The following is a 22,345-nucleotide window of genomic DNA, read 5'->3' as shown; positions in this document are numbered from 1 at the left end:
ACGGAGGGACGGGCGTCCGAGGTGGGTCAGCGGTCAGGAGGCCCCGATCACCGACTCCAGGTACGGCCGGCTCATCGCGCGGTACGCCGCGATCAGCTCGGTGTCCGGGTTCTCGCGGTCCACGTGCGCACGGGCGAGGACCGCGTGCGCGGACTCGGCCAGCACGACCCAGGCCCGGTTGATCGCCTCGGACTGAGGCAGGTCGAAGCGCTCGCGCATCACGGTGCCGACGGCTCCGCCGAGTGCGGCGAGTCGGTCGGCGTCCTCGTCACCGGACGTGGTGTCGATGTCGGCGAAGCGGATCGCCCGGAAGCCGGGCTCGGTGCGGTACATCTCCGCGGTCATGTCGACGAGCGCGTCGCAGCCCTCCTGCCACGTCGTGGCGCCGGAGGCATCGAGCGTCTCGACGAACCGGGCGGCGAGGCGCTGCGTGCACCGGACGGCCAGGGCCTCGACCACGGCGATCCGGTCCGGGAAGTACCGGTAGACCGTGCCGATCGACGCACCGGCACGCTCGGCGACCATGGCCGTCGTGAGCCGCTCGAAGCCGATCTCGTCGATGACCGCGGCCGCCGCGTCGAGCAGACCTGCGAGGCGCGCCGAGCTGCGGGCCTGGACCGGCTCGTTCCTGAGCAGTGATGATCCCCCCGGCAGTGCGTTCGAAACCTCGGTGACGAGCACGTGAACTCCTTCTCGCGGTGACCGCGGGCTGACTGACTGAGACGGCAACTCTCGCAGACGCCGCCTTGGTCTTGGCTGCGATTCCCCGGGTGTCGGGTCCATGACCCCGTTGCGGGACCACCCCGCATGGGATGATGGTGCGATGCCCGAGTCGACGCCTCCGGACCCTGCCGCGCCCCGGGCAACCACCCCGCAGCGGGACGCACGGTCAGTGGAACGCGAGCACGACCGCCGCGAACAGTCGCCCTGGGGCATCCAGCAGTGGGAGACCGCGATCCCGGAGCCGATCCTGCACCGGGCCGCCCGCATCGAGGACGCCGTGCAGGAGTACCGCGAACAGCACGCCCGGAAGCGCGGCCAGGTCCCGACCGTCATCCCGTACACGGGCTACGGCGCCCCGGGGTGGGTTCGCGTGCTCTGCCGGGTGCTGCTGACCCGCCGCGGCCTGGCGTCCGACGTCTCGTACACGGGCGTCCGCGGGTGGCGCAGCTTCACGAGCGTGGCCGTCGACCACGCCGAGGTCACCATCTCGGCCGGCGGCAGCACGCACACCGTCCAGAGCGACCGCGGTGGTGTGGTCGACGCGATCGTCCCGATCGACCTCGAGCCGGGCTGGCAGACGATCCGACTGTCCGCCGGCGGCATGCGCGACGTGGACGCCGACGTCTTCGTGGTGCATCCGGACACCCGCTTCGGCCTGCTGTCGGACATCGACGACACCGTGATGGTGACGAGCCTCCCCCGCCCGATGCTCGCCGCCTGGAACTCGTTCGTGCTCACCGAACACGCCCGCCGTCCCGTGCCGGGGATGTCGGTCCTCTACGAACGGATCCTCGCGCAGCACCCGGGCGCGGCGACCGTGTACCTCTCCACCGGTGCGTGGAACGTGGCGCCGACCCTGCAGCGCTTCCTGACCCGGAACATGTACCCGTCCGGCACCCTGCTGCTCACGGACTGGGGCCCGACCCACGACCGCTTCTTCCGGAGCGGACAGCAGCACAAGCAGGACAACCTGCGGCGCCTCGCGCGGGACTTCCCGGACATCCAGTGGCTGCTCGTCGGTGACGACGGACAGCACGACGAGCACCTCTACGGCGAGTTCGCCCGCGAGCACCCCGAGAACGTCGCCGCGGTCGCGATCCGACAGCTGTCGACGAGCGAGGCCGTCCTCGCCGGTGGTCGATCGCGCGCCCAGGAGCGCACTCGGGACTCCACCGTGCCGTGGGTCTACGCCCCGGACGGCGCCGGCCTCTGGACCGAGCTCGGACGCGTCGGGATCGCCGACCTCGACTGACCCGGGCTCTCGACCGCCCGGGCTGCTGTCGGCTGTCGGCCGCGCCGCCGAAGTCATGCCGGGAGCGATCTGAACGCACCTTCAGCGCAGCCGCGTCCGGGGTGCGGGTGGTTCGATCAGGGCATGGCTCAGCGCATCGAGGACCACGCCCTCATCGGGGACTGTCACACGGCCGCACTCGTCACCCGGGACGGTGACGTCGACTGGGCGTGCCTGCCCCGCTTCGACAGTGCGTCGACGTTCGCGGCACTGCTCGGCGACGAGCACGACGGTCAGTGGTCGCTCCGCCCCGCCGACCCCGACGCGACCCCGGTCCGCCGACACGACGGCGACTCCCTCGTGCTCTCGACCGTGTGGACCACCACGACCGGCGTCGTCGAGGTCACCGACTTCATGCCGGTCGACGCGCACCGGGCCACCATCGTCCGGCGGGTCCGCGGGCTCACCGGGACGGTCGAGATGCGCCAGGTCCTGCGCATCCGCTTCGGCTACGGGGACGTCCTGCCCTGGATCCGTCAGGTGGGCAACGACGACGAACCGGTCCTCGTCGCGACCGCCGGTCCGGACGCCGTCGTCGTCCGGGGCCCGCGCTTCCGGGCGGACGACCACCGGCACACCGCCACCACGACCATCGCGGACGGCGACGTCCTCGACACCGTCCTCACCTGGTACCCCTCCCACCGTGAGCCCCCGGAGCCGTTCGACGTCGGCGCCGCCCTGCACCACACCCGCGACTGGTGGCACGACTGGACCTCCCGCACCCGTGCCGAGGGCAGGTACGCGTCCGCCGTCCGCAGCTCGCTGATGTACCTGCGCGCCATGACCCACGCCGAGACCGGGGGTGTCGTGGCGGCCGCGACCACGAGCCTCCCGGAGGACCCCGGCGGCGAACGCAACTGGGACTACCGCTTCGTGTGGCTGCGTGACGCGTCGATGGCGCTCGCGTCCCTGATCGCCCACGGGTACCGCGACGAGGCGTCACACTGGCGGGCGTGGCTGCTCCGCGCGATCGCGGGTGACCCCGACGACGTGCAGATCATGTACGGCATCGCCGGCGAACGGGACCTGCCGGAACGGACGCTCGACCACCTGGCCGGGTACGCGGACTCGAAGCCGGTGCGGGTCGGCAACGGCGCGTACACGCAGTACCAGGGCGACGTGTTCGGAGAGGTCCTGGCAGCGCTGCACGACGCCCGCGAGCTCGGCGTCGAGGAGAGCGGCGCCTCGTGGTCCCTGCAGCGTGCGCTCCTCAGCCACGTCGAGGAGCACTGGCAGGAGCCCGACAACGGCATCTGGGAGATGCGCGGACCGCGGCGACACTTCACCCACTCACGCGCGATGATCTGGGCCGCGTTCGACCGCGGGGTCGCCGCGTGCGAGGAATTCGGCCTCGAGGGGCCCGTCGAGCGCTGGCGGACCCTGCGCGACCAGGTGCGCGCGGAGATCGAGGAACACGGATGGAACGCCGAGCGCGGCGCCTACCGGCAGCACTACGACACCGACGAGGTCGACGCGAGCCTGCTCGTCCTGCCACAGATCGGCTACTGCAAGCCGGACGACCCGCGGATGCTCGGCACGGTCGCGGCCATCGAGCAGGACCTCCGCGTCGGCGACGACGGGCTCCTGCTCCGGTACCGGACGTCCTCCGGCTTCGACGGTCTCAGCGGCGCGGAACACCCGTTCCTGGCCTGCTCGTTCTGGCTCGTCGAGCAGTACGCCGGGTCCGGTCGGATCGCGGACGCCGAACGACTCATGGACGTCCTGGTCGGCTTCGCGAACGACGTCGGCATGCTGTCGGAGGAGATCGACGTCGCGACCGGACACCACATCGGCAACACCCCGCAGGCGCTCTCGCACCTGACCCTCGTGACCGCGGCCGATGCGATCGCACGTGCACGGGGAGCGGCCGCCGGCCACCGGACGCGGTCGGCGCAGCGCGACGGCGGGACGTGGAGCGTCACCGGCGCGGGCGAGCGGGCCGGACGGCCGGCCTGACACGACCGGGCCCACCGTTGGACTCTGCCGACGGTGCGCCCGCACGGACGGGAGGCCCGGTGCCAGCTGGCACCGGGCCTCCCGTCATGCGGTTCTCGCGTCGGTCAGGAGGAGCTGACCCACTCGGCAGGGCCGCGCGAACCGGCGCGGTACTCCTCGAGCGGGACTGCTCCGGACTTCCATGCGGAGACGACCGGCTCGACGATCTCCCAGCAGCGCTCCGCGACGTCGCCGCGGATGGACAGCAGCGGGTCGTCGTGGAAGATGCCGTTCAGCACCTCACCGTAGGGGGTGAGCTCGCCGTCGTCGAACGAGGACGACAGGGTGACCTGCCCCATCTCGAACGGGTTGCCGCCGCCGTTGGCCGAGACCGACAGCTCGATCTCGTCCGGGTTGAGGACGATGCGCAGCGTGTCGGCCTTCGGCCGCCCGGTCAGACCGGAGGGCAGGCGCGTCACGGGCTTGAAGGTGATGAGCACCTCTTTCCGGCTGGCGCCGAGCGCCTTGCCGGAGCGGAGGGTGAAGGGGACGCCGGCCCAGCGGGCGGTGTCGACCTCGACCTCGATCTCGGCCAGCGTCTCGGTCCCGCGCGACGGGTCGACCCCGTCCTCCTGCTGGTACGACGGCAGTTCCTTGCCGTCGATCGTGCCGGCCGTGTAGACCGCGCGGCGGGAGGCGATGGTCGCGTCGTCGCCCTTGAGGCGGGTCGAGCGGAGGACCCGGGCGAGCGAGGAGCGGAACTCGACGGAATCGATCGCCGCCGGGGCGTCCATCGTGACGAGCGCCAGGATCTGGAGCAGGTGCGACTGGATCATGTCGACCAGGGCGCCGGCCTCGTCGTAGTACTGCGCGCGGTTCTCGAGGCCCAGGGTCTCGTCGTAGAAGACGTCGACCTTCTCGATGTTGTCCGCGTTCCAGATCGGCTCGAACAGGCGGTTCGCGAAGCGCAGACCGATGATGTTGAGGACCGTCGTGCGGCCGAGGAAGTGGTCGGTGCGGTGCACGCGCTCCTCGGGGACGAGCTCGAGGACCGTCTTGTTGAGTGCCTCGGCACTGGCGACGTCGGTGCCGAAGGGCTTCTCGAACGCCAGCGTCGTGCCCTCGGGGAGCTCGACGTGCTGCAGCGCCTCGCAGATGTCGGAGGCGATCTGCGGCGGCAGCGCGAAGTACAGGATCGGCTCGGCCTCGGCCGCGTCGAGCAGGGCCTTCAGGTGATCCGGGTCGGTGGGGTCGCCCTGGATGAACTTCGTCGACCCGATGGTCGCGTCGACCTCCGGGCCGGCCACGTCCTGCGACGCGAACGACTTCGTGACGACGTCCTTCCACTGCTCCTCGCTGCGGGCGCTGCGGCCCGTGCCGATGAGCTGGACCGGGACGGAACGGCCGCTCTGCAGGAAGGTGCCGAGACCCGGCAGGAGGAGGCGGGAGGCGAGGTCGCCGGTCGCGCCGAAGATGATGAGCGTGCGCTTGTCAGTCACCGGAGGTGACTCCTTTCGCTTGTGGACGGTCCGCAGGACCTGCGGCCGCGGTCATGCGGTCCTCAGGAGCCAAGGTCCATCGTGCCCGGGAGATTCCCGGGCCGTTCCAGATGGTGGTCGGACGTGTGCTTGTTCGGTGCGTGCATCCGGTGGCGGCGGTCCGCCTGCCCCGGACGCAGTTCGGGCGGCACCGAGATGGTGCCGCCCGAAGCGTGTGTGGCGTGGGTCAGTGCCCGAAGTTGCCGCGGTAGTACTCGTAGACCCAGCCGACAAGCGTGATCGCGACGAGCACGAGTCCGATCGGCACGATCCAGAGGCCGGCGGCGACCCCGAGGAACACGAGCGCGATCGCTGCCGCGAGGAACAGCGGCCACCACGACCACGGGCTGAAGTGCCCGAGCTCGGCGTCACCGTCCTCGATGTTGGCGTCCTGGCGGTCCTCCGGCAGCACCCCGCCCTGGGCCGACATGACGCGACCCAGGTAGAAGGCGATGAAGGCGGACATGATGCCGGTCAGACCGATCGACAGGGTGCCGACCCACTCGACCGAGCCGTAGTAGATCATCGACCAGATCGTGTACGCGGCGTCCGCGAGCACGAAGAAGACGAACAGGATCCAGAACAGATTGGTGTTGGCGCGCATGGTGGCTACTTCACCTCGCCCTTCGCGGCGTCGTAGGTCGGAGCGTCAGGTGCGTCCTTCGCCGGGCCCACGCCGACCGGCACGCCGGCCTCGGGGTGGTTCAGGTCGAACGCCGGGGACTCGGAACGGATCCGCGGGATCGAGGTGAAGTTGTGACGCGGCGGCGGGCAGGAGGTCGCCCACTCGAGCGAGCGGCCGTAGCCCCACGGGTCGTTGACGGCCACCTTCGGAGCGTTCCGCGCGGTGACGTAGACGTTGAAGATGAACGGCAGGAACGAGATGCCGAGGATCATCGAGCCGATCGTCGACACCTGGTTCATCCAGGTGAAGCCGTCGTTCGGCAGGTAGGTCGCGTACCGACGGGGCATGCCCACGACGCCCAGCCAGTGCTGGATGAGGAACGTGGTGTGGAACCCGACGAACAGCAGCCAGAAGTGGATCTTGCCGAGGCGCTCGTTCAGCATCTTGCCGGTGAACTTCGGCCACCAGAAGTAGAAGCCGGAGAACATCGCGAACACGACGGTGCCGAAGACCACGTAGTGGAAGTGCGCCACGACGAAGTACGTGTCGGACACGTGGAAGTCGAGCGGCGGGGACGCCAGGATCACGCCGGTGAGACCACCGAAGGTGAACGTCACGAGGAACCCGATGGCCCAGAGGATCGGCGTCTCGAACGTCACCGAACCGCGCCACATGGTGCCGACCCAGTTGAAGATCTTCACGCCGGTCGGGACCGCGATGAGCATCGTCATCAGCGAGAACCACGGCAGGAGGACGCCACCGGTGACGTACATGTGGTGCGCCCACACAGTGACCGAGAGGGCCGCGATGGTGATGGTCGCGTAGACCAGGGTCTTGTAGCCGAAGATCGGCTTGCGGCTGAACACCGGGAAGACCTCGGACACGATGCCGAAGAACGGCAGCGCGATGATGTAGACCTCGGGGTGGCCGAAGAACCAGAACAGGTGCTGCCAGAGCAGGGCACCGCCGTTGGCCGGGTTGAAGATCTGGGCGTCGAAGACACGGTCGAGACCGAGGCCGAACAGCGCGGCGGCGAGGACCGGGAAGGCCATCAGCACGAGGAGGCTCGTGACGAGCACGTTCCACGTGAAGATCGACATGCGGAACATCGTCATGCCCGGGGCACGCATCGTGATGATCGTGGTGATGAAGTTGACCGCACCGAGGATCGTCGAGAAGCCCGTCATGCCGAGCCCGAAGACCCACAGAGTCCCGCCGAGCCCTGGTGTGAACGTCGTGTCACTCAGTGGCGCGTAGGCGAACCACCCGAACGAGGCTGCACCCTGCGGGGTGAGGAAGCCACCGACGGCGATCGCGCTGCCGAAGAAGTACATCCAGAAGGCCAGGCCGTTCAGACGCGGGAACGCGACGTCCGGTGCACCGATCTGGAGCGGCATGATCGCGTTCGCGAAGCCGGAGAACAGCGGCGTCGCGAACATCAGCAGCATGATCGTGCCGTGCATCGTGAAGAGCTGGTTGTACTGCTCCTTGGTCGCGACGACCTGGAGCCCCGGCTCGAACAGCTGCGCGCGGATGACGAGCGCCATGATGCCGGCCAGCAGGAAGTAGAGGAACGAGGTGATCAGGTACATGTACCCGATCGTCTTGTGGTCGGTGGACGTCGCCCACCGAACGATGATGTTGCCCTTGCGGCCGACCTTCGACGCCTGGAAGTCCGGCGTAGAAGGCCTGGTGGTCGCCTGGCCGACGAATGACGTTGTCATTGAGACGCGCCCTTACTTCTTCTCGCTGGACGCCTCGGCAGGCGCCTCGTTGTTCGGCTGGTTCGTGTTGGTGTCGTACTCGTTGCCGAGCAGACCGACCTTGCCCTGGTCCTTGAGGGACGAGAGGTAGTCGTCGTACTTCGCCTGCGACACGACCTTCACCTGGAAGAGCATGAGGGAGTGGTACTCACCGCAGAGCTCGGCGCACTTGCCCTGGTAGGTGCCTTCCTTCTCCGGGATGAAGTACTCGTAGTTCGTACGACCCGGCAGCATGTCCTTCTTGTAGAGGAAGTCGATGACCCAGAAGGAGTGGTTGACGTCGCGAGAGCTGAGCTCGATCTCGACCTTCTTGCCCACCGGCAGGTACAGCGTCGGGAGGAGCGACTCGTCGATGGCGCCGCCACCGTTCTCCTCTTCCTGGGCCTGGATGCCCTGGTAGTAGACGCTTTCCTTCGGGTTGTCCTTGTTGATGTAGTTGAAGTCCCAGCCCCAGCGCTTGCCGTACACGTGCACGGTGGCATCGGGCTGCGCGAACGGCTTCTCGATCGCTTCCTGGTCCTTCGCGGTGAAGGCGAAGAAGCCGAGGACGAGGATCAGCGGCACGATCGTGTAGAAGATCTCGAGCGGCATGTTGTACCGCATCTGCACCGGCAGGCCGGTCTGGCCCTTCCGGCGGCGGTACACGATCGCGGCCCAGATGATCAGGCCCCAGACGATCAGACCCACGGCCAACAGGACGATCCAGCTCGTCGTCCACAGGCCGACGATGCGGCTCGTGTGGTTGGTGACGTCCTTCGTCTGCTCCGTGCCCGGGAGCCATCCGTTCATCTGCTGCTGCGTGCAGCCAGCCAGTGCGATGACCAGACCGACGGCCACCGGCACGGCCGCCCAACGTATACGGCGATTCGAACGCACTGTTACCTCTCGGAAAGACGTGGCCCGGGAACCGGTCGTCGTGCGACCGGCGCCGACGGTGACCCCGTCGACGAGCACCGAGGTCAGCCGCAGGGCTGACGCGTGGGTGACTCCCAGCTTGGTTGGAACACTCCTAGCCTACTCGCAGCCATCGACACCGAGCGCACAACCGACACGCGTTGTGGACGGAAACGGCGCTGCCAGGGGCGGTTTCCCCTGGTCATCTGCGTCGGCGGTGATGTCCGTGACGATCGAGATGCGGGAACGCGAACGGGGAGCGGCCGTCTCGGCCGCTCCCCGTTCGCGTGTCGTCGCTCCCCCGCGTGTTCCGCGGCCCAGCGACCAGCCCGTCCGGTGATCAGTGGAAGCTGTCACCACACGCGCAGGAGCCCTGCGCGTTCGGGTTGTCGATCGTGAAGCCCTGCTTCTGGATCGTGTCTTCGAAGTCGATCGTGGCGCCGTCGAGGTACGGGACGCTCATCTTGTCGACGACCACTTCCACCCCGTCGAACTCGGCCGTGGCGTCACCGTCGAGGAGTCGCTCGTCGAAGTAGAGCTGGTAGATGAGACCCGAGCAGCCGCCGGGCTGGACGGCGAGGCGGAGGCGCAGGTCGTCGCGGCCTTCCTGCTCGAGCAGGCTGGCGACCTTCGCCGAGGCCGCGTCGCTCAGCAGCACACCGTGCGACTTGGCGTCGGTCGCTGCTTCGGTCGTGATGGTGTCGCTCATCGACGTCTCCCTTGCTGGCGGTGTCGTTCACCGGCCGTCGCGTCGATTCTAAGCACGTGCACCGACGAGCGGGGTCCCGATCCAGGACCTGTGGAGGACGGGGGTCACCCGCGACCCTGCAGCCGTGCCAGGAGGATCGCCTCCGAGACGATCGCGCGGTGCAGCACGCCGAGGTGCTGGGACTCGTTCGGGCTGTGCGCCCGCGTGTCGGGGTCCTCGACACCGGTGACCAGGATCTGGGCCTCGGGGAACTCCGCCGCCAGGTCCGACACGAACGGGATCGACCCACCGATGCCCTGCTCCACCGGGGCCGCGCCCCAGCCCTCGGACATGGCCGTGCGGGCCTCCTGGACGGCCCAGCCGGTCGCGTCGACCAGGAACCCGTCGCCGGCGTCGACCTCGGTGATCTCCATGCGGGCACCGAAGGGGACGTGCGCACGCAGGTGGGCCTCCACCGCGGCGAAGGCCTCCGTCGCCGCCTGGCCCGGGGCGACGCGGACCGACACACGCGCCGCGACCGTCGGGATCAGCGTGTTCGAGGCGTTCGCGACGCTCGGGACGTCGAGGCCCGTCACCGTGATCGACGGCTGGAACCACATCCGCGACAGCACCGGACCGGTGCCCACGGGGTGGGCACCGTCGACCAGGGCGGCCTCGGTCGCGAAGTCCGACTCGGACCGCTCGGGCACCGGGGCGTCGTGCGCCGTCAGACCGGACACGGCGACCGCGCCGTCGTCGTCGTGCAGCGAGGCCAGCAGGCGCACCATCGGCATCATCGCGTCCGGGGCGGCGCCGCCGTACATGCCGCTGTGGCTGGCGTGCTCGAGCGTCGTCACGGTGAGCTTGAACGTCGTGTTGCCACGGAGCGACACCGTGATCGCCGGCACCTCGGTCGACCAGTTGTCACTGTCGGCCACGACGATGACGTCCGCGGCCAGGTGCTCGCGCTGCTCGCGCAGGAAGGTGCGGAACGAGCGGGAGCCGAACTCCTCCTCCCCCTCGATGAACAGCACGATGCCGACGTCCAGGTCCTCGCCGAACTGGGCGTGCACGGCCCGGAGTGCGGCGACGTGGGTCATCACGCCGGCCTTGTCGTCCGAGGCACCGCGCCCGTAGAGCCGGTCGCCGCGCAGGGTCGGCTCGAACGGCGGCGTCTCCCACAGCGCGTCGTCGCCCTGGGGCTGCACGTCGTGGTGGGCGTAGAGCATCACCGTCGCCTTGCCGTTCCGGGCCGGCCGCACCGCCAGGACCGCCGGCTGCCCGAGCTCGACGGACTCGTCGCCCGGTGCCACCGTGTCCGCGTCGGCGGGCGTGTCGCCCCCGACCGCGGAGCGCACGATCCGGACCTCGTCGAACACCTGGGTCGAGCGCACCAGCTCGGCCACGGCCTCCGCGTTCCGGCGCACGTGCGCCGGGTCGAACGCCGACCACGACACCGACGGGATGCGCACGAGTGCGGACAGGTCGGCGATCGTGGCGGGCAGCGCGCCGTGCACGTGCTCGCGCAGCGCCGCCAGCAGAGCGGGGTCGGTCGCGGGCGCCTGGGGCCCCGCTGCGGAGGTGTGCTTCTCGGTGTCGGTCATGGCCGGTAATCTAGAGGACGTCCAGCACGCAGAGCGCCGTTAGGAACGACCGTGGCGAAGGCAACCCCCAAGACCAACGTGACCGTGAACCCGGCCGACGACGAGCTCGTCGCGCACGGCAAGGGTCGCCCCACGCCCTCGCGCCGCGAACGTGAAGCCGCCAACAAGCGCCCGATCGTCGGCAACAGCCCGGCGGACAAGAAGGCCGCTCGCTCGCGTCTGAACGGTGATCGCGAACGTGCCCGCGTCGGCATGGCGAACGGCGAAGAGCGCTACCTGCCGGCGAAGGACCGCGGCGAGCAGCGCCGGTTCATCCGCAACTACATCGACGCCCGCTGGAACGTGGGCGAGGTCATGATGCCGGTGCTCATCCTGTTCCTGCTCGTCGGGTTCCTCGCGGCGCAGACCGCTGCTGCCTCGTACTCACTGCTGTTCGTCTGGGCGTTCGTGCTGCTGTTCGTCCTCGACTGCGCCGTGCTGTGGTTCGCGCTGCGCCGGAAGTTCGCCGCGACCGGGCAGGAGTTCCAGCGTGGGAACTTCCTCTACATCCTGACCCGTGCGTGGCAGCTCCGGTTCCTCCGCCTGCCGAAGCCGCAGGTCAAGCGCGGGCAGTACCCGACGCTCTGACCTCGTGCCGTTCGAGCGCCGCAGCGCCGTCGACCTCCGGGTCGGCGGCGCTGCGTCGTGTGGGGCCGGCGGTGCGGCCCGGCCTCCCGGCCGAGACGCCGCCGAGTGCGTGAGACGCCGCCGAGATCCGCGGCGTCTCATGCGGAAGGCGGCGTCTCACCCGGAAGGCGGCGTCTCGCCGAGACGCCGGCGCCAGCGCCCGCCCAGCCGACGGGAGGCTCGTGGCGGCCCCGCCACGAGCCTCCCGGCCGAGACGCCGCCGTATGCGTGAGACGCCGCCGAAGTGCGCGGCGTCTCGCGCGGAAGGCGGCGCCTCGCGCCGAGCGCGGCGTCTCACCGAGACGCCGGCGCCGCGACGCGCCGCACGAAGCCACTTGCCAGGCGCGGCCTCAGCGTCGCCGCAGGCGCTTCCGCCGCAACCGGTTGATGCGCATCGCCCAGGTCGGCCCCTCGTAGAGGAACGCCGTGTAGCCCTGCACCAGCGTGGCACCGGCGGCGATCCGGGCCTGGACGTCGGCCTCGGAGGTGACGCCACCGACCGCGATGACGCAGAACCCGGCGGGCACCGCAGCGCGCACGCGACGCAGGACCTCGAGGGAGCGGGCACCGAGCGGCGCTCCGGAGAGTCCCCCGGTACCCATCGCCTGCACGTCCGCATCGGGCGTGGTGAGGCCCGTGCGCTCGATCGTCGTGTTCGTCGCGATGACCCCGGACAGCCCGAGCTCGACCGCGAGTCCGGCGATGGCGTCGATCTGCTCGTCGGTCAGGTCCGGGGCGATCTTCACCAGGACCGGCGTCCGGCCGGCGGCGTCGTGCACCGCGGCGAGCAGCGGTCGGAGTTGGTCGAGTTCCTGCAGGCCGCGGAGGCCCGGGGTGTTCGGCGAGCTGACGTTGACGGCCAGGTAGTCGGCGAAGGGGGCGAGCAGCCGCGCGGACTCGAGGTAGTCCTCGACCGCGTCCTCGACGGAGACGACGCGGCTCTTGCCGATGTTGACGCCGATCACCGGTCGGCCCGGGTTGCGGCGCGCACGCTCGAGTCGGCCGGCGGCCTTGACGGCACCGTGGTTGTTGAACCCCATCCGGTTGATCAGCGCCCGGTCCGGGATGAGTCGGAACAGCCGGGGTCGTTCGTTGCCCGGCTGGGGGCGCGCCGTGATGGTGCCGACCTCGACGTGCCCGAAGCCCAGGACGCCGAGTCCGGCGATGCCACGGGCGTCCTTGTCGAACCCGGCGGCCAGACCGAAGCGGGACGGGAAGTGGATCCCCATCGTGGTGATGCCGTCCTCGGCGGAGGGCCTGGCGTACCGCTCCACGGCACCACCGATGACGGGCACGTGCGGGAGGAGCCGGATGACGCTGAACGCCAGGTGGTGCGCGCGCTCGGGGTCCATCTTTGCGAAGACGTTCCGGAAGACCATCCCGTACCCGGCGCGGACGAGGGACTCCAGGCCGCTCACGCGCTGGCGCCGTCCGCGGGACGATCCGCACCGGACGCGCTGTGGTGGTCGATGCGCAGCTGGCCGATGGCGTCCTCGAAGTCCTCGAGGGAGTCGAACGCCTGGTAGACGCTGGCGTACCGCAGGTACGCGACCTCGTCGAGTTCGCGCAGCGGGCCGAGGATCGCCAGACCGATGTCGTTCGCCTCGATCTGGCTCGCGCCGGAGGACCGGACGATCTCCTCCACACGCTGCGCGAGCACCGCGAGGTCCGAGTCGGTGACGGGTCGACCCTGGCAGGCCTTCCGCACGCCCGAGATGATCTTCTCGCGGCTGAAGGGCTCGAGGACACCGTTGCGCTTCACCACGTTCAGTGAGGCGGTCTCGGTGGTCGAGAACCGTCGTCCGCAGTTCGGGCACTGGCGGCGTCGGCGGATGGAGGTTCCGTCGTCGCTCGTCCGGGAGTCGACGACACGGGAGTCCGGGTGGCGGCAGAAGGGGCAGAACATGGCGCCCTCAGGCTAGCGGTTCGTGCGCTCGGACACGGCGGCACCGTGCGCCGGCAGCTGCTCTTCGGTCGAGAGCGCGACGATGTGCGGCGCGACCTCGGCCAGGGCGGCCGCGGTGTACCGGATCACCTGCTGCGGGCGCAGGAAGGTGGACGCGGACAGCCCGGCCCCGAAGCGCGCCTGGCCGCCGGTCGGCAGGACGTGGTTCGACCCGGCGAGGTAGTCGCCCAGGCTGACGGGGGTGTCCGGTCCGACGAACACCGCACCGGCGGCGTCGATGTCGGCGAGCACCGCGTCGTCGTCCGCCGTCTGGATCTCGAGGTGCTCCGGCCCGTAGGCGTTGCTCACGGTCGCGGCGTCGGTCAGCGAGTCGACCAGGACGATCGCCGACTGCGGTCCGTCCAGGGCGGTCTGGAGGCGCGCAGCCGTCCCGAGCACCGCCGTCCGTTCCGGGATCGCCGCCTCCACCGCGTCGGCGAACGCCGCCGACGTCGTGACGAGGACGCTGCCGGCCTGTTCGTCGTGCTCGGCCTGGCTGATGAGGTCGGCCGCGACGTTCCCGGCGTCGGCGGTGTCGTCGGCGATGACGAGGATCTCCGAGGCGCCGGCCTCGGAGTCGATGCCGACGATGCCGCGCACCAGGCGCTTGGCGGCCGCGACGTAGTTGTTGCCCGGACCGGTCACCAGGTCGACGGGCTCGAGGCCGATCTCCGACACGCCGTGGGCCAGCGCCCCGATCGCGCCGGCACCGCCCATCGCGTAGACCTCCTGCACGCCGAGGAGCCCTGCCGCAGCGAGGATCGTCGGGTGCACCGCGCCGCCGTGGTCGCGCTGCGGCGGGGACACGAGCGCGATCGACCCGACGCCGGCGACCTGGGCGGGCACGACGTTCATGACGACGCTCGAGGGGTAGACCGCCTTGCCACCGGGCACGTAGAGCCCGACACGACGCATCGGCTGCCAGCGCTGGTGGACCTCGGCGCCGTCCGCGAGGGTGGTCACCGACGGCGACGGCACCTGCGCGGCGCTCGCGGCGCGGACGCGGCGGATCGCCTCGTCGAGCGCGGTACGGAGCTCGGGGGTGAGTCCGGCGACGGCGGCGGCGATCTCGGCGGCCGGCACCCGGACGTGCTCGGGTGCGCCCCCGTCGAAGCGTTCGGCCTGCTCCCGGAGCGCGTCGGCACCGCGGTCGCGGACGTCGTCGACGAGCACCCGTGCGGCGTCCACCGCATGCCCGACGTCGCCTGCGGCACGCGGCATGAGTCGGAGGAGTTCGGCACGGCCGGGGAGCCCGCCACGGAGGTCGATTCGCTGCATCATGAGGGCTCCGAGTCTAGTGATCCGGCCATCACCGGGCCGGATCCCCGGGCGGCGGGACCGTCCCGGTAACGTGAGCGTCGATGAACTTCGAGAAGGCCCGTCGGCTCGTTGCCGACCTGGTCCGTGTGAACGAGCGCTACGCCCGCGACGGGCACTACCGCAACGACGTCCGGGAACGGCTCGGACGCACCGCCTCGCGGATCGACGTCGGCGTCGCCCGCCGCGAGCGCGACCGCGCTCCCCGCGCGGCTCGCCCGTACGAGGGGCTGGTCGAGACGAGCCTGGCCCTGGCCGGCATCCGCACCGCCGCCCGCGAGCCCGAGGTCGTGCTCGTCGTCGACGAGTTGCGCGACGGGGCTGCCTTCGCCGGCGTGCAGACCGCCCTCGCCGTCGCGATCGCGCTCGGGGACCGCCTGGGCCGGCGCGTCCGGGTCGTCATGGTCCGCTGGACGACGCCGGGCAACAGCGTCGCAGCGGCCGAGGCCCTCGTCGCCGACCGCTTCCCCGACACCCGGGTCGACGGACGCCCGGGTGTGCGCGTCGTCCGCCGCGAGGACGTGCTCGACACGGTGTTCGGGACGCAGGACATCTGGCTGGCCACGCACTGGAAGACGGCGCACCCGCTCGACGTCGCCGCGACGGCGGGTGTCGTCGCCCGCGAACGGGTCGTGTACCTCGTGCAGGACTACGAGCCGGGCTTCAGCGCATGGTCCACCGACTACGCCGTCGCCGCGTCGACCTACCGTGCCGGCTTCCGGATGCTCGTGAACTCGGAGCCCCTGCGTCGGTACCTGGCGGACGTCGAGGGCATCGACATCGCCTCGGCCGCGACGTTCGCGCCGCACCTGGACGTCGAGCTGCTGGAACGGGTCGCCGCCGCCCGACGCCCGGTCGCCGAGGACGGCGGGGTCGTCCGCGTCCTCTTCTACGGGCGACCGAGCAAGCACCGCAACCTCTTCCGCCTCGGCGTGGCCGCGCTCCGGATCGCCGTGCAGGAGCTGGCTCCGGACGGCATCCGGGTCGAGTTCCACTCCGCCGGTGAACAGCACTCGGACGTCGAGCTCGACGGGGGGGCCGGTGACGTCAAGCTGGTCTCGCACGGCACGATGCCGTGGGACGACTACTTCCGGTTCATCGCCTCCACCGGGGTGGTGCTCTCGCTGCAGCACAGCCCGCACCCGAGCCACCCGCCGTTCGACGGCGCGATCTCCGGGGCACGGGTCGTGACCAACGAGTTCCGGGGCACGCGCGCCGGGCTGCACCCGAACCTCCAGGCCGTCCCCACCGACGCCCGCTCGCTCGGCCTCGCGGTGGCCGACGCCGTCCGGCGGGTCGCCGCCGACGGACCGACCGGGTTCGTCCCGCTCGCCGACGGCGCCCTCGGCGGGCCGCTGGACGCCGCCGTCGACGCCCTCGGCGCCGCACTGGAAACGGACGCCCTCGGCGCCGCACTCGAGACCGAGGAAGAGAACCGATGACCCGCACCACCCTCGTCGTCGTCCCCGTGTACGGCGACCTCGAGTCGCTGCTGCGCTGCGTGGACGGGCTGCTCGAGCACCTCGACACCACGGTGCACCGGGTGCTCCTCGTGAACGACTGCGGCCCGGACGCGGACGCCATCGAGCGCGCCCTGCTGGACCGCATCGGCGAGCGCCCCGGGTTCCGGTACGAGCGCAACGACCGGAACCTGGGCTTCGTCGGGACGTGCAACCGTGCCGTCACCGAGCTCGACACCGGCGGTGACGCCGTCCTGTTGCTCAACAGCGACGCGGTGCCGACCGCCGGGTTCCTCGACGCCATGCTCGCGGTCCTCGACGAGGACCGCACCGGTGTCGTGACGGCCCGCAGTGACAACGCCACGATCGCGAGCATCCCGTACCGCCTGGCGAACCGTGGCGCGGCCCGGACCGAAGCCCGGACGCGTGCCGTCTGGGGTGCCCTCGCCCCGCTGCTGCCGGTGTCCCAGGTGATGCCCGTCGCGATGGGCTTCTGCTTCCTGACCCGTCGCGAGCTCGTCGCGGAGCACGGGCTCTTCGACGAGGCCTTCGCCCCCGGCTACGGGGAGGAGAACGACTACTGCCTGCGCATCGCGGAGCACGGCTGGCTCGCCAAGATCGCGAACCGGGCGCTCGTCCTGCACGCGGGCGGCAAGAGCTTCTCCGGCAACCGCAACGCCCTCCGTGCGGCGCACCAGCGCGAATTGGAACGGCGGTACCCCTTCCTGCCGGAGGCGGTCGCCGCGTACCAGCGACACGGCATGACCGCGACGGAGCGGTTCGCCGACGCACTCGTGCCCAGCGGGTCGACGCCACGCCTCGCGGTCGACCTGCGGCACGTCGCGGACGCCGGGGCACTGGTCCGCGACGTCGACGCGGCCTTCGGGGACGGTTTCGCCCTGGAGGCACGGCTCCCCGCCGGCACGACGGCTCCCGCCACGTGGACCGTCACCACCGACCCTCCGTCGGCCGACGACCTCGTCGCCGTCGCCGTGCTCGTGGACCCGACGCCGGCCGAGGTCGTCGCCGCGAACCGTCGCGCGCTGCACCTCGTCGTCGTCCGGTCCGCTCCCCCGGCGCTCCCGTGGTCCTCGCGGCGACACCGGACCGGTGCCGACACCGTCGCGGCCGTCGTCGACCGGTTCGCCGAGGTCGTCGCTCCCGGGGGGCTCGCCGCGGCGCGGGCGGGCCTCGACGCCCGGATCGCCGCTCCGCTCGCGGACCGTTCGGCGGCGCTCGAGGAACGGTGGTCGGCCCTGCTGCCCCTCGACGTCACCGCCGCCGACGTCGTCGCGGACAGCGCCTCCGACGAGGTCGGGCGACTGCGCCGCGAGCTCGACGACCTGCGCGCCAGCCGGTCGTTCCGCACCGGACAGGCGATCGCCAAGGTCGCCTCGCGTCTGCCGGGTCGCCGCTGATGGCCGACCGTGGGGGCATCGGCCGGGTCGCACGGCGGTTCGCCCGGCAGCTGCGGGGCCCCGAGAAGCCCCTGACCGTCGCCGACCGACTCGACCGCTGGGCCCGACGCATCGCCGAGTTCGGCGTGCTCGACCGGGAGTACCTCGAGGCGCAGACGGGACGGACCTTCGCGACCGACGAGGAGGCGACCGCCTTCTACGTCCACAACGACGGGCAGCGGGGTCTGTCGCTCAGCCCGCTCATCGAGCACGAGTGGATGCGCGAGCACCAGCCGGCACCCGCGATGTCCTGGTACGACGCGCTGCACCAGGAGGGACCGGAGCTCTTCCAGACCGGACCGCTCTTCGACGCCGGCGTGTACGCCGCCTCGGTGCCGGCGCCCTCCCGCCCGGCGTCCACCCTCGATGCGCTGCGGCACTTCCTGCGGAACGCGACGGACGTGACTGCGCTCCCCGTGCCTCCCGGCCGTCGTGGCCCGGCACCGACCTGGGGAGCCGCACGCGCCGCCGCGTTGCAGGGCGCTCGCGAGTTCGCCGCCGCCCAGCACCGGACGCGCCGTCGCTACCGGTCGTCCTGGGACGGGCCCGAGACGCTCGACCTGTCGGCGCGCTACCCGCGCGGGAACGCCCGGCGCGACGCCGAGCAGCCGCTCGTCTCCGTCGTGCTGCCGGTGTACCGACGGGCCGATGTCGTCGGCGCAGCGATCGACTCGGTCCTCGCCCAGGAGCACACCGCCTGGGAGCTCCTGGTCGTCGACGACGGGTCGGGCGACGACACCGTCGACGTCGTCCGCGCCCGTGCCGCCGGCGATGCGCGCATCCGGCTGCTGGAACGGGAGAACGGCGGCGCCGCCGCGGCACGGAACACCGGACTGGCCGCCGCGACCGGCTCGCTCATCGCCTTCCTCGACGCCGACAACACCTGGCGTCCGCAGCACCTCAGCGCCGCCCTCGCGGCCCTGCTCGAGGGCGACGCACCCGGTGTGCACACGGGGCTCCGGATGACCGGGGCGAACAACGCCGATGACGCCACCGCCCCGGTCGAGACGTTCCGCGGCGAGGACGGCACCCGCGAGGACCTGCTCGCCGGCAACTTCATCGACCTCAACGCCCTCGTGGTGCGTCGTGACGTCGCCGACGCCGTCGGCCCCTTCGACGAGGACCTGCGCCGGTGGATCGACTGGGAGTGGCTGCTCCGCATCGCAGCACACGCTGCGGTCCCCGAGTACGTCCCGGTGATCGGGGTGGACTACGACAACGTCCGCGACCCCCGCCGTGTCTCGTCGGGCCAGCCGGCCTCGTGGCAGGAGGTCGCGCTCGCGCGGCACCGCATCGACTGGGACGCTCTCGCCGCGGCCGCCCCCGACCGGGTGCGTGACCGGGTGTCGGTCGTGATGCCGGTCTTCCGCGACTGGACGATGACCCGGCGGGCCGTCGACACCGTGCTCGGCGCCGCCGACCACGACGGCGACGACGTCGAGGTGGTGGTCGTCGACAACGGCTCACCGCGCTCGGTCTCCGCCGTCCTCGACGCCTGGTTCCGCGGCGACCCGCGGGTGGTGCTCCAGCGGGAGGACCGGAACCGCAACTTCGCGCTCGGCAGCGACCTCGGACTCGCACGCACCACCGGCGCGACCGTCGTGATGCTCAACAACGACACCGAGGTGACAACCGGCTGGCTCCGACCCCTCGTCGCGACGCTCGACGACCCGACGGTCCTCGGTGTCCAACCGCTCCTCGTCTACCCGGACGGTGTCGTGCAGGCCGCCGGCACCGTCTTCGGCGGCGACAAGGTCCTGCCGTGGCACTTCCTCGCCGACCACCCGCGGTACGACGCGGACCGTGCGTTCCGGACCCCGGCCTCCCGGCGGTTCACGGCGATCACCGCGGCGGCCGCGGCCTTCCGGGCCGACGACCTGATCCGCTGGCACGGCTTCGACCCCGTCTACGCGAACGGGCTGGAGGACGTGGACCTGTGTCTGCGCGCCCTCGCCACCGCCGAGCCGGGGGCCGCGTTCGTCGTCGAACCGGCCTCGGTCGTCGTCCACCACGAGAGCCGGACACCGGGGCGGGACGACGCGCGGATCGAGAACCGCCGCGTGTTCGACGAGCGGTGGCGCGGGCGCTACCCGGACGCCGATGCGGCCGACCGGTACGAGGGCGCTGGGCTCCGGTACCTCGGAGTCGAGCCGGGCCTGCCGAAGGGACACGCCGTGACGGTGCGGTCGTCGCGGCCGGTCGTCGTCCGCGAACCGGGCGCCACGGGCCTCCGGGTCGCGGTGAAGCACGACGGGACCCGACCCGCGGACGTCACCGCGCTTGTCGGTGCGCTCGAGAGCGCGGGACACGCCGTGCAGGTCGACATGCCGACGTCCTGGTACCGGGGGGCCAGCGGGCTCGACGACGTGACCGTGCTCGTCGCCGGGAGCGTTTCCTCCTGGGTGCCGCAGCCGGGGGCCCGGAACGCCGTGTGGCTCGCCGCGGGGCAGCATGTGGCGGACGGGGACTTCGCGGTCGTCGTGGCGGAGCCCAGCGCGGAGGCGGTCGTCACGGCACTGTCATCCGTCCCCTGAACGCGGGCTTGTCAGACGTTCACCGCGTTCCGAGGACTCTGATGTCTCCCGTTCACCTCGGGCGCGCATCATCGAGGCATGTCGCTCCTCTCCGATGTGATCCGGTCGAACTCCACGACCCAGTGCGTCGTCTGCGGTGCGGTCATCAGCAAGCGCGATGCACTCGGCCTCGACGGACTGGCGTTCTGCTCGGTCCTGCACGAAGCCGAACACATCGTCGCCACGCTCGACTGACCGTCGCCCGTAGGATCGGGCGGTGTCCGATCGCCTGCTCGCGGTGTTCCCCGCCTACCGCGACAACCCCTACCTGAACCTCATGCTGCTCGCGCCCCGCGCGCGGAGGTGGCACGTCCTCGAGAGCCTCCGGCTGGAGGTGCTCGAGCAGCACCTCGGCCGACTCGGCGCCGGCGACGTCTTCCACATGCACTGGACCGCGCCGATCGCGCAGCGTGCCGACGACGACCTCGACGCGGCACGGGCCCGGCTCGACCGCTTCCGCTCCGCCGTCGACGCGGCGCGCGGACGTGGCACCAGGCTGGTCTGGACCGTGCACAACATCCTGCCCCACGATGCCCGACACCTCGAACTCGAACTCGAACTGGATCGGTACCTGGCCGAGGTCGCCGACGCCGTGCACGTGATGAACGCCGCGACCGCTGCCGCGGTGGCACCGCACTACTCGCTCGACCCGGCTCGAGTCGTGCACATCCCGCACCCGAGCTACCAGGGGGTCTACCCGAGTTCCATGACGCGAGACGACGCTCGCGCGTCGTTCGGCCTCGGCCCCGACGACCACGCGGTCCTGGCGTTCGGGCAGATGCGCCCCTACAAGGGCCTCGACGTGCTCGTCGACGCCGTCCGACGCCTGCCCGCCGACCAGCGTCCCGTGCTGTTGCTCGCCGGCCGGACGTCGGACGAGGATCGGGTCGCGATCGACCGGCTCCTCGGCGACGACCTCCGCGCCGTCCGCGAGCACGACCACGTCGACGACGTCGACGTCCAGCGATGGTTCCGCGCAGCGGACGTCGCCGTGCTCCCCTACCGGCGCGTGCTCAACTCCGGCAGCCTGCACCTGGCGGCGTCGTTCGGCGTCCCCGCGGTGCTGCCGGACGAGGCGCACCTGCGGGCGGAGTTCGGGGACGAGGGGTGGATCCGGTGGTTCGACACGGGTGATGCGGCGGGGTCGCTGGCTGCGTTGCTCCGTGAGCCCGGTGTCAGTTCCGAGGGAACTGCGGAGTTCAGCCAGCGGCTGGCGCCGTTCGCACGGTCAAGGCGGTACGCGGAGTTGCTCGACGACGTCTGCGCTGCTGCTTCAGCCTCGCGCTGACAACATCGGCCGGATCTGCAGGATGATCCGGCGGAAGGACTCCCCGAGGACAGCGTATTGTTCGGGGCCCGCGGGGTGCATGCCGTCCACACTGAATCCCTCGACCCAGTCATCACCATCGCGGGCACCACGCCACGGGTCAGCCCACATCCAACCGTGGTCCTCCGTGAAGGCCCGGAGGGCGGTGTTGTAAGCGAGAGCGGCGGGCTCATGCGTCCGGTACGGCGGGATCGCCGACACGAGCACCGCCCCCGGCCGGATCGTCGATGCAATCTGGTCGTAGTAGGTCGCTTCCTCGGCCATCGTCTTCCCTGTCCGCACGGCGTTCGTTCCCGCCAGGATCACGAGGACGTCGACACCGGCGATGGGTTGCACTGCCGACGCCATCTGGCCGGGAAGAGCACCCGAGCGAGCCCATCCGCCGACGAACTCGATCCCGTCGCCTTCGGCGTACGTCATCCAAGACTCGTCGTCCAGTCCGTTCCCGAGGAACAGCGATCGCCCAGCGCTGAGTGAATCGCCCACGACGGCGACTCGCAGCGGCTCAGCCCGGGCCCGGTCCGCGGCCCGCGGTTCGG

The 22,345-nt window shown here is 71.1% G+C and carries 19 protein-coding genes; 8 read left to right on the top strand and 11 right to left on the bottom strand.

The genetic code is table 11. The features are described 5' to 3' along the window. Nucleotides 1-33 precede the first annotated feature (33 nt). A complete protein-coding gene (locus DEJ31_RS17195; protein ID WP_181421522.1) occupies nt 34-681 on the bottom strand; it encodes a TetR/AcrR family transcriptional regulator in 648 nt (215 codons plus the stop codon). A gap of 211 nt (nt 682-892) precedes the next feature. Between DEJ31_RS17195 and DEJ31_RS09625 the strand changes: the two genes are divergently transcribed. Together DEJ31_RS09625 and DEJ31_RS09620 are read left to right on the top strand one after the other, a co-directional pair. Then, nucleotides 893-1,975 (top strand): App1 family protein, encoded by a 1,083-nt coding sequence (locus DEJ31_RS09625; RefSeq protein WP_375334559.1) that lies wholly within the window; start codon nt 893-895, stop codon nt 1,973-1,975. Nucleotides 1,976-2,044: 69 nt separating this feature from the next. Further along, nucleotides 2,045-3,970, top strand: a complete 1,926-nt coding sequence (locus DEJ31_RS09620) for a glycoside hydrolase family 15 protein (protein WP_258366253.1) — start codon at nt 2,045-2,047, stop codon at nt 3,968-3,970. Nucleotides 3,971-4,074: 104 nt separating this feature from the next. Here DEJ31_RS09620 and DEJ31_RS09615 read toward each other — a convergent pair whose 3' ends face one another. The 6 genes from DEJ31_RS09615 to DEJ31_RS09590 form a co-directional block, all read right to left on the bottom strand. Then, entirely contained in the window at nt 4,075-5,448 is a 1,374-nt protein-coding gene (locus DEJ31_RS09615) for a glucose-6-phosphate dehydrogenase (RefSeq protein ID WP_111121750.1), read from the bottom strand. 226 nt (nt 5,449-5,674) lie between these two features. After that, nucleotides 5,675-6,091, bottom strand: a complete 417-nt coding sequence (locus DEJ31_RS09610; protein ID WP_110903122.1) for a cytochrome c oxidase subunit 4 — start codon at nt 6,089-6,091, stop codon at nt 5,675-5,677. Between the two features lie 5 nt (nt 6,092-6,096). Beyond that, nucleotides 6,097-7,836 (bottom strand): cytochrome c oxidase subunit I, encoded by a 1,740-nt coding sequence (ctaD, locus tag DEJ31_RS09605; RefSeq protein WP_181421521.1) that lies wholly within the window; start codon nt 7,834-7,836, stop codon nt 6,097-6,099. A gap of 12 nt (nt 7,837-7,848) precedes the next feature. Then, nucleotides 7,849-8,751 (bottom strand): cytochrome c oxidase subunit II, encoded by a 903-nt coding sequence (coxB, locus tag DEJ31_RS09600; protein WP_110903121.1) that lies wholly within the window; start codon nt 8,749-8,751, stop codon nt 7,849-7,851. Nucleotides 8,752-9,109: 358 nt separating this feature from the next. Continuing rightward, nucleotides 9,110-9,478, bottom strand: coding sequence for an iron-sulfur cluster assembly accessory protein (locus tag DEJ31_RS09595; RefSeq protein WP_110903120.1), 369 nt, complete (start codon nt 9,476-9,478; stop codon nt 9,110-9,112). Between the two features lie 104 nt (nt 9,479-9,582). Continuing rightward, nucleotides 9,583-11,061, bottom strand: coding sequence for a dipeptidase (locus DEJ31_RS09590; RefSeq protein WP_111121749.1), 1,479 nt, complete (start codon nt 11,059-11,061; stop codon nt 9,583-9,585). Nucleotides 11,062-11,112: 51 nt separating this feature from the next. Here DEJ31_RS09590 and DEJ31_RS09585 point away from each other — a divergent pair, with 51 nt between their 5' ends. Then, on the top strand, nt 11,113-11,688 hold the full coding sequence (locus tag DEJ31_RS09585) for a DUF3043 domain-containing protein (RefSeq protein WP_258366248.1): 576 nt from the start codon (nt 11,113-11,115) through the stop codon (nt 11,686-11,688). A gap of 389 nt (nt 11,689-12,077) precedes the next feature. Here DEJ31_RS09585 and DEJ31_RS09580 read toward each other — a convergent pair whose 3' ends face one another. Genes DEJ31_RS09580 through hisD form a run of 3 tightly spaced genes read right to left on the bottom strand, consistent with a single transcriptional unit; the run spans nt 12,078 to nt 14,953 of the window. After that, nucleotides 12,078-13,145, bottom strand: a complete 1,068-nt coding sequence (locus tag DEJ31_RS09580) for a quinone-dependent dihydroorotate dehydrogenase (RefSeq protein WP_375537618.1) — start codon at nt 13,143-13,145, stop codon at nt 12,078-12,080. Continuing rightward, complete coding sequence (nrdR, locus tag DEJ31_RS09575; protein ID WP_110903118.1) at nt 13,142-13,633, bottom strand: transcriptional regulator NrdR; 492 nt, start codon at nt 13,631-13,633, stop codon at nt 13,142-13,144. Before nrdR ends, DEJ31_RS09580 begins: the two co-directional genes overlap by 4 nt. 12 nt (nt 13,634-13,645) lie before the next feature. Then, nucleotides 13,646-14,953, bottom strand: a complete 1,308-nt coding sequence (hisD, locus tag DEJ31_RS09570; RefSeq protein ID WP_111121748.1) for a histidinol dehydrogenase — start codon at nt 14,951-14,953, stop codon at nt 13,646-13,648. A gap of 80 nt (nt 14,954-15,033) precedes the next feature. Between hisD and DEJ31_RS09565 the strand changes: the two genes are divergently transcribed. The 5 genes from DEJ31_RS09565 to DEJ31_RS09550 all read left to right on the top strand — a co-directional run bounded on the left by DEJ31_RS09565 (nt 15,034) and on the right by DEJ31_RS09550 (nt 21,767). Then, the gene (locus DEJ31_RS09565) at nt 15,034-16,431 is read left to right on the top strand and encodes a hypothetical protein (protein WP_111121747.1); all 1,398 of its coding nucleotides are present in this window, start codon (nt 15,034-15,036) and stop codon (nt 16,429-16,431) included. Then, nucleotides 16,428-17,867 carry a glycosyltransferase family 2 protein gene (locus tag DEJ31_RS09560; protein ID WP_111121746.1) on the top strand — a complete coding sequence of 480 codons (1,440 nt, stop codon included), beginning with the start codon at nt 16,428-16,430 and terminating at the stop codon, nt 17,865-17,867. Before DEJ31_RS09565 ends, DEJ31_RS09560 begins: the two co-directional genes overlap by 4 nt. Next, nucleotides 17,867-20,440, top strand: a complete 2,574-nt coding sequence (locus DEJ31_RS09555; protein ID WP_111121745.1) for a glycosyltransferase family 2 protein — start codon at nt 17,867-17,869, stop codon at nt 20,438-20,440. The genes DEJ31_RS09560 and DEJ31_RS09555 overlap by 1 nt, the downstream gene beginning before the upstream one ends. 78 nt (nt 20,441-20,518) lie before the next feature. Continuing rightward, nucleotides 20,519-20,674 (top strand): hypothetical protein, encoded by a 156-nt coding sequence (locus DEJ31_RS17190; protein ID WP_181421520.1) that lies wholly within the window; start codon nt 20,519-20,521, stop codon nt 20,672-20,674. A 22-nt stretch (nt 20,675-20,696) separates the two neighbouring features. Further along, nucleotides 20,697-21,767: a glycosyltransferase gene (locus tag DEJ31_RS09550; RefSeq protein ID WP_111121744.1), complete on the top strand. Its 1,071-nt coding sequence runs from the start codon at nt 20,697-20,699 to the stop codon at nt 21,765-21,767. Here the strand turns inward: DEJ31_RS09550 and DEJ31_RS09545 are convergent. Continuing rightward, complete coding sequence (locus tag DEJ31_RS09545) at nt 21,753-22,292, bottom strand: SGNH/GDSL hydrolase family protein (protein ID WP_258366252.1); 540 nt, start codon at nt 22,290-22,292, stop codon at nt 21,753-21,755. The two genes, DEJ31_RS09550 and DEJ31_RS09545, sit on opposite strands and share 15 nt — an antisense overlap. Nucleotides 22,293-22,345 lie beyond the last annotated feature (53 nt).

It is taken from the genome of Curtobacterium sp. MCPF17_031 (genome assembly GCF_003234035.1).
Classification (GTDB): Bacteria; Actinomycetota; Actinomycetes; order Actinomycetales; family Microbacteriaceae; genus Curtobacterium.
The sequence above is the reverse complement of the archived record's forward strand: the minus strand, read 5'-3'. Positions and strand labels throughout refer to the sequence as shown.

Excerpts from the sequence above, each read along its gene's own strand:
- DEJ31_RS09610 (WP_110903122.1), bottom strand. The coding sequence starts at position 6,091 with ATGCGCGCCAACACCAATCTGTTCTGGATCCTGTTCGTCTTCTTCGTG.
- ctaD (WP_181421521.1), bottom strand. The coding sequence starts at position 7,836 with ATGACAACGTCATTCGTCGGCCAGGCGACCACCAGGCCTTCTACGCCG.
- DEJ31_RS09595 (WP_110903120.1), bottom strand. The coding sequence starts at position 9,478 with ATGAGCGACACCATCACGACCGAAGCAGCGACCGACGCCAAGTCGCAC.
- DEJ31_RS09590 (WP_111121749.1), bottom strand. The coding sequence starts at position 11,061 with ATGACCGACACCGAGAAGCACACCTCCGCAGCGGGGCCCCAGGCGCCC.
- nrdR (WP_110903118.1), bottom strand. The coding sequence starts at position 13,633 with ATGTTCTGCCCCTTCTGCCGCCACCCGGACTCCCGTGTCGTCGACTCC.
- hisD (WP_111121748.1), bottom strand. The coding sequence starts at position 14,953 with ATGATGCAGCGAATCGACCTCCGTGGCGGGCTCCCCGGCCGTGCCGAA.
- DEJ31_RS09565 (WP_111121747.1), top strand. The coding sequence starts at position 15,034 with ATGAACTTCGAGAAGGCCCGTCGGCTCGTTGCCGACCTGGTCCGTGTG.
- DEJ31_RS09560 (WP_111121746.1), top strand. The coding sequence starts at position 16,428 with ATGACCCGCACCACCCTCGTCGTCGTCCCCGTGTACGGCGACCTCGAG.
- DEJ31_RS09555 (WP_111121745.1), top strand. The coding sequence starts at position 17,867 with ATGGCCGACCGTGGGGGCATCGGCCGGGTCGCACGGCGGTTCGCCCGG.
- DEJ31_RS17190 (WP_181421520.1), top strand. The coding sequence starts at position 20,519 with ATGTCGCTCCTCTCCGATGTGATCCGGTCGAACTCCACGACCCAGTGC.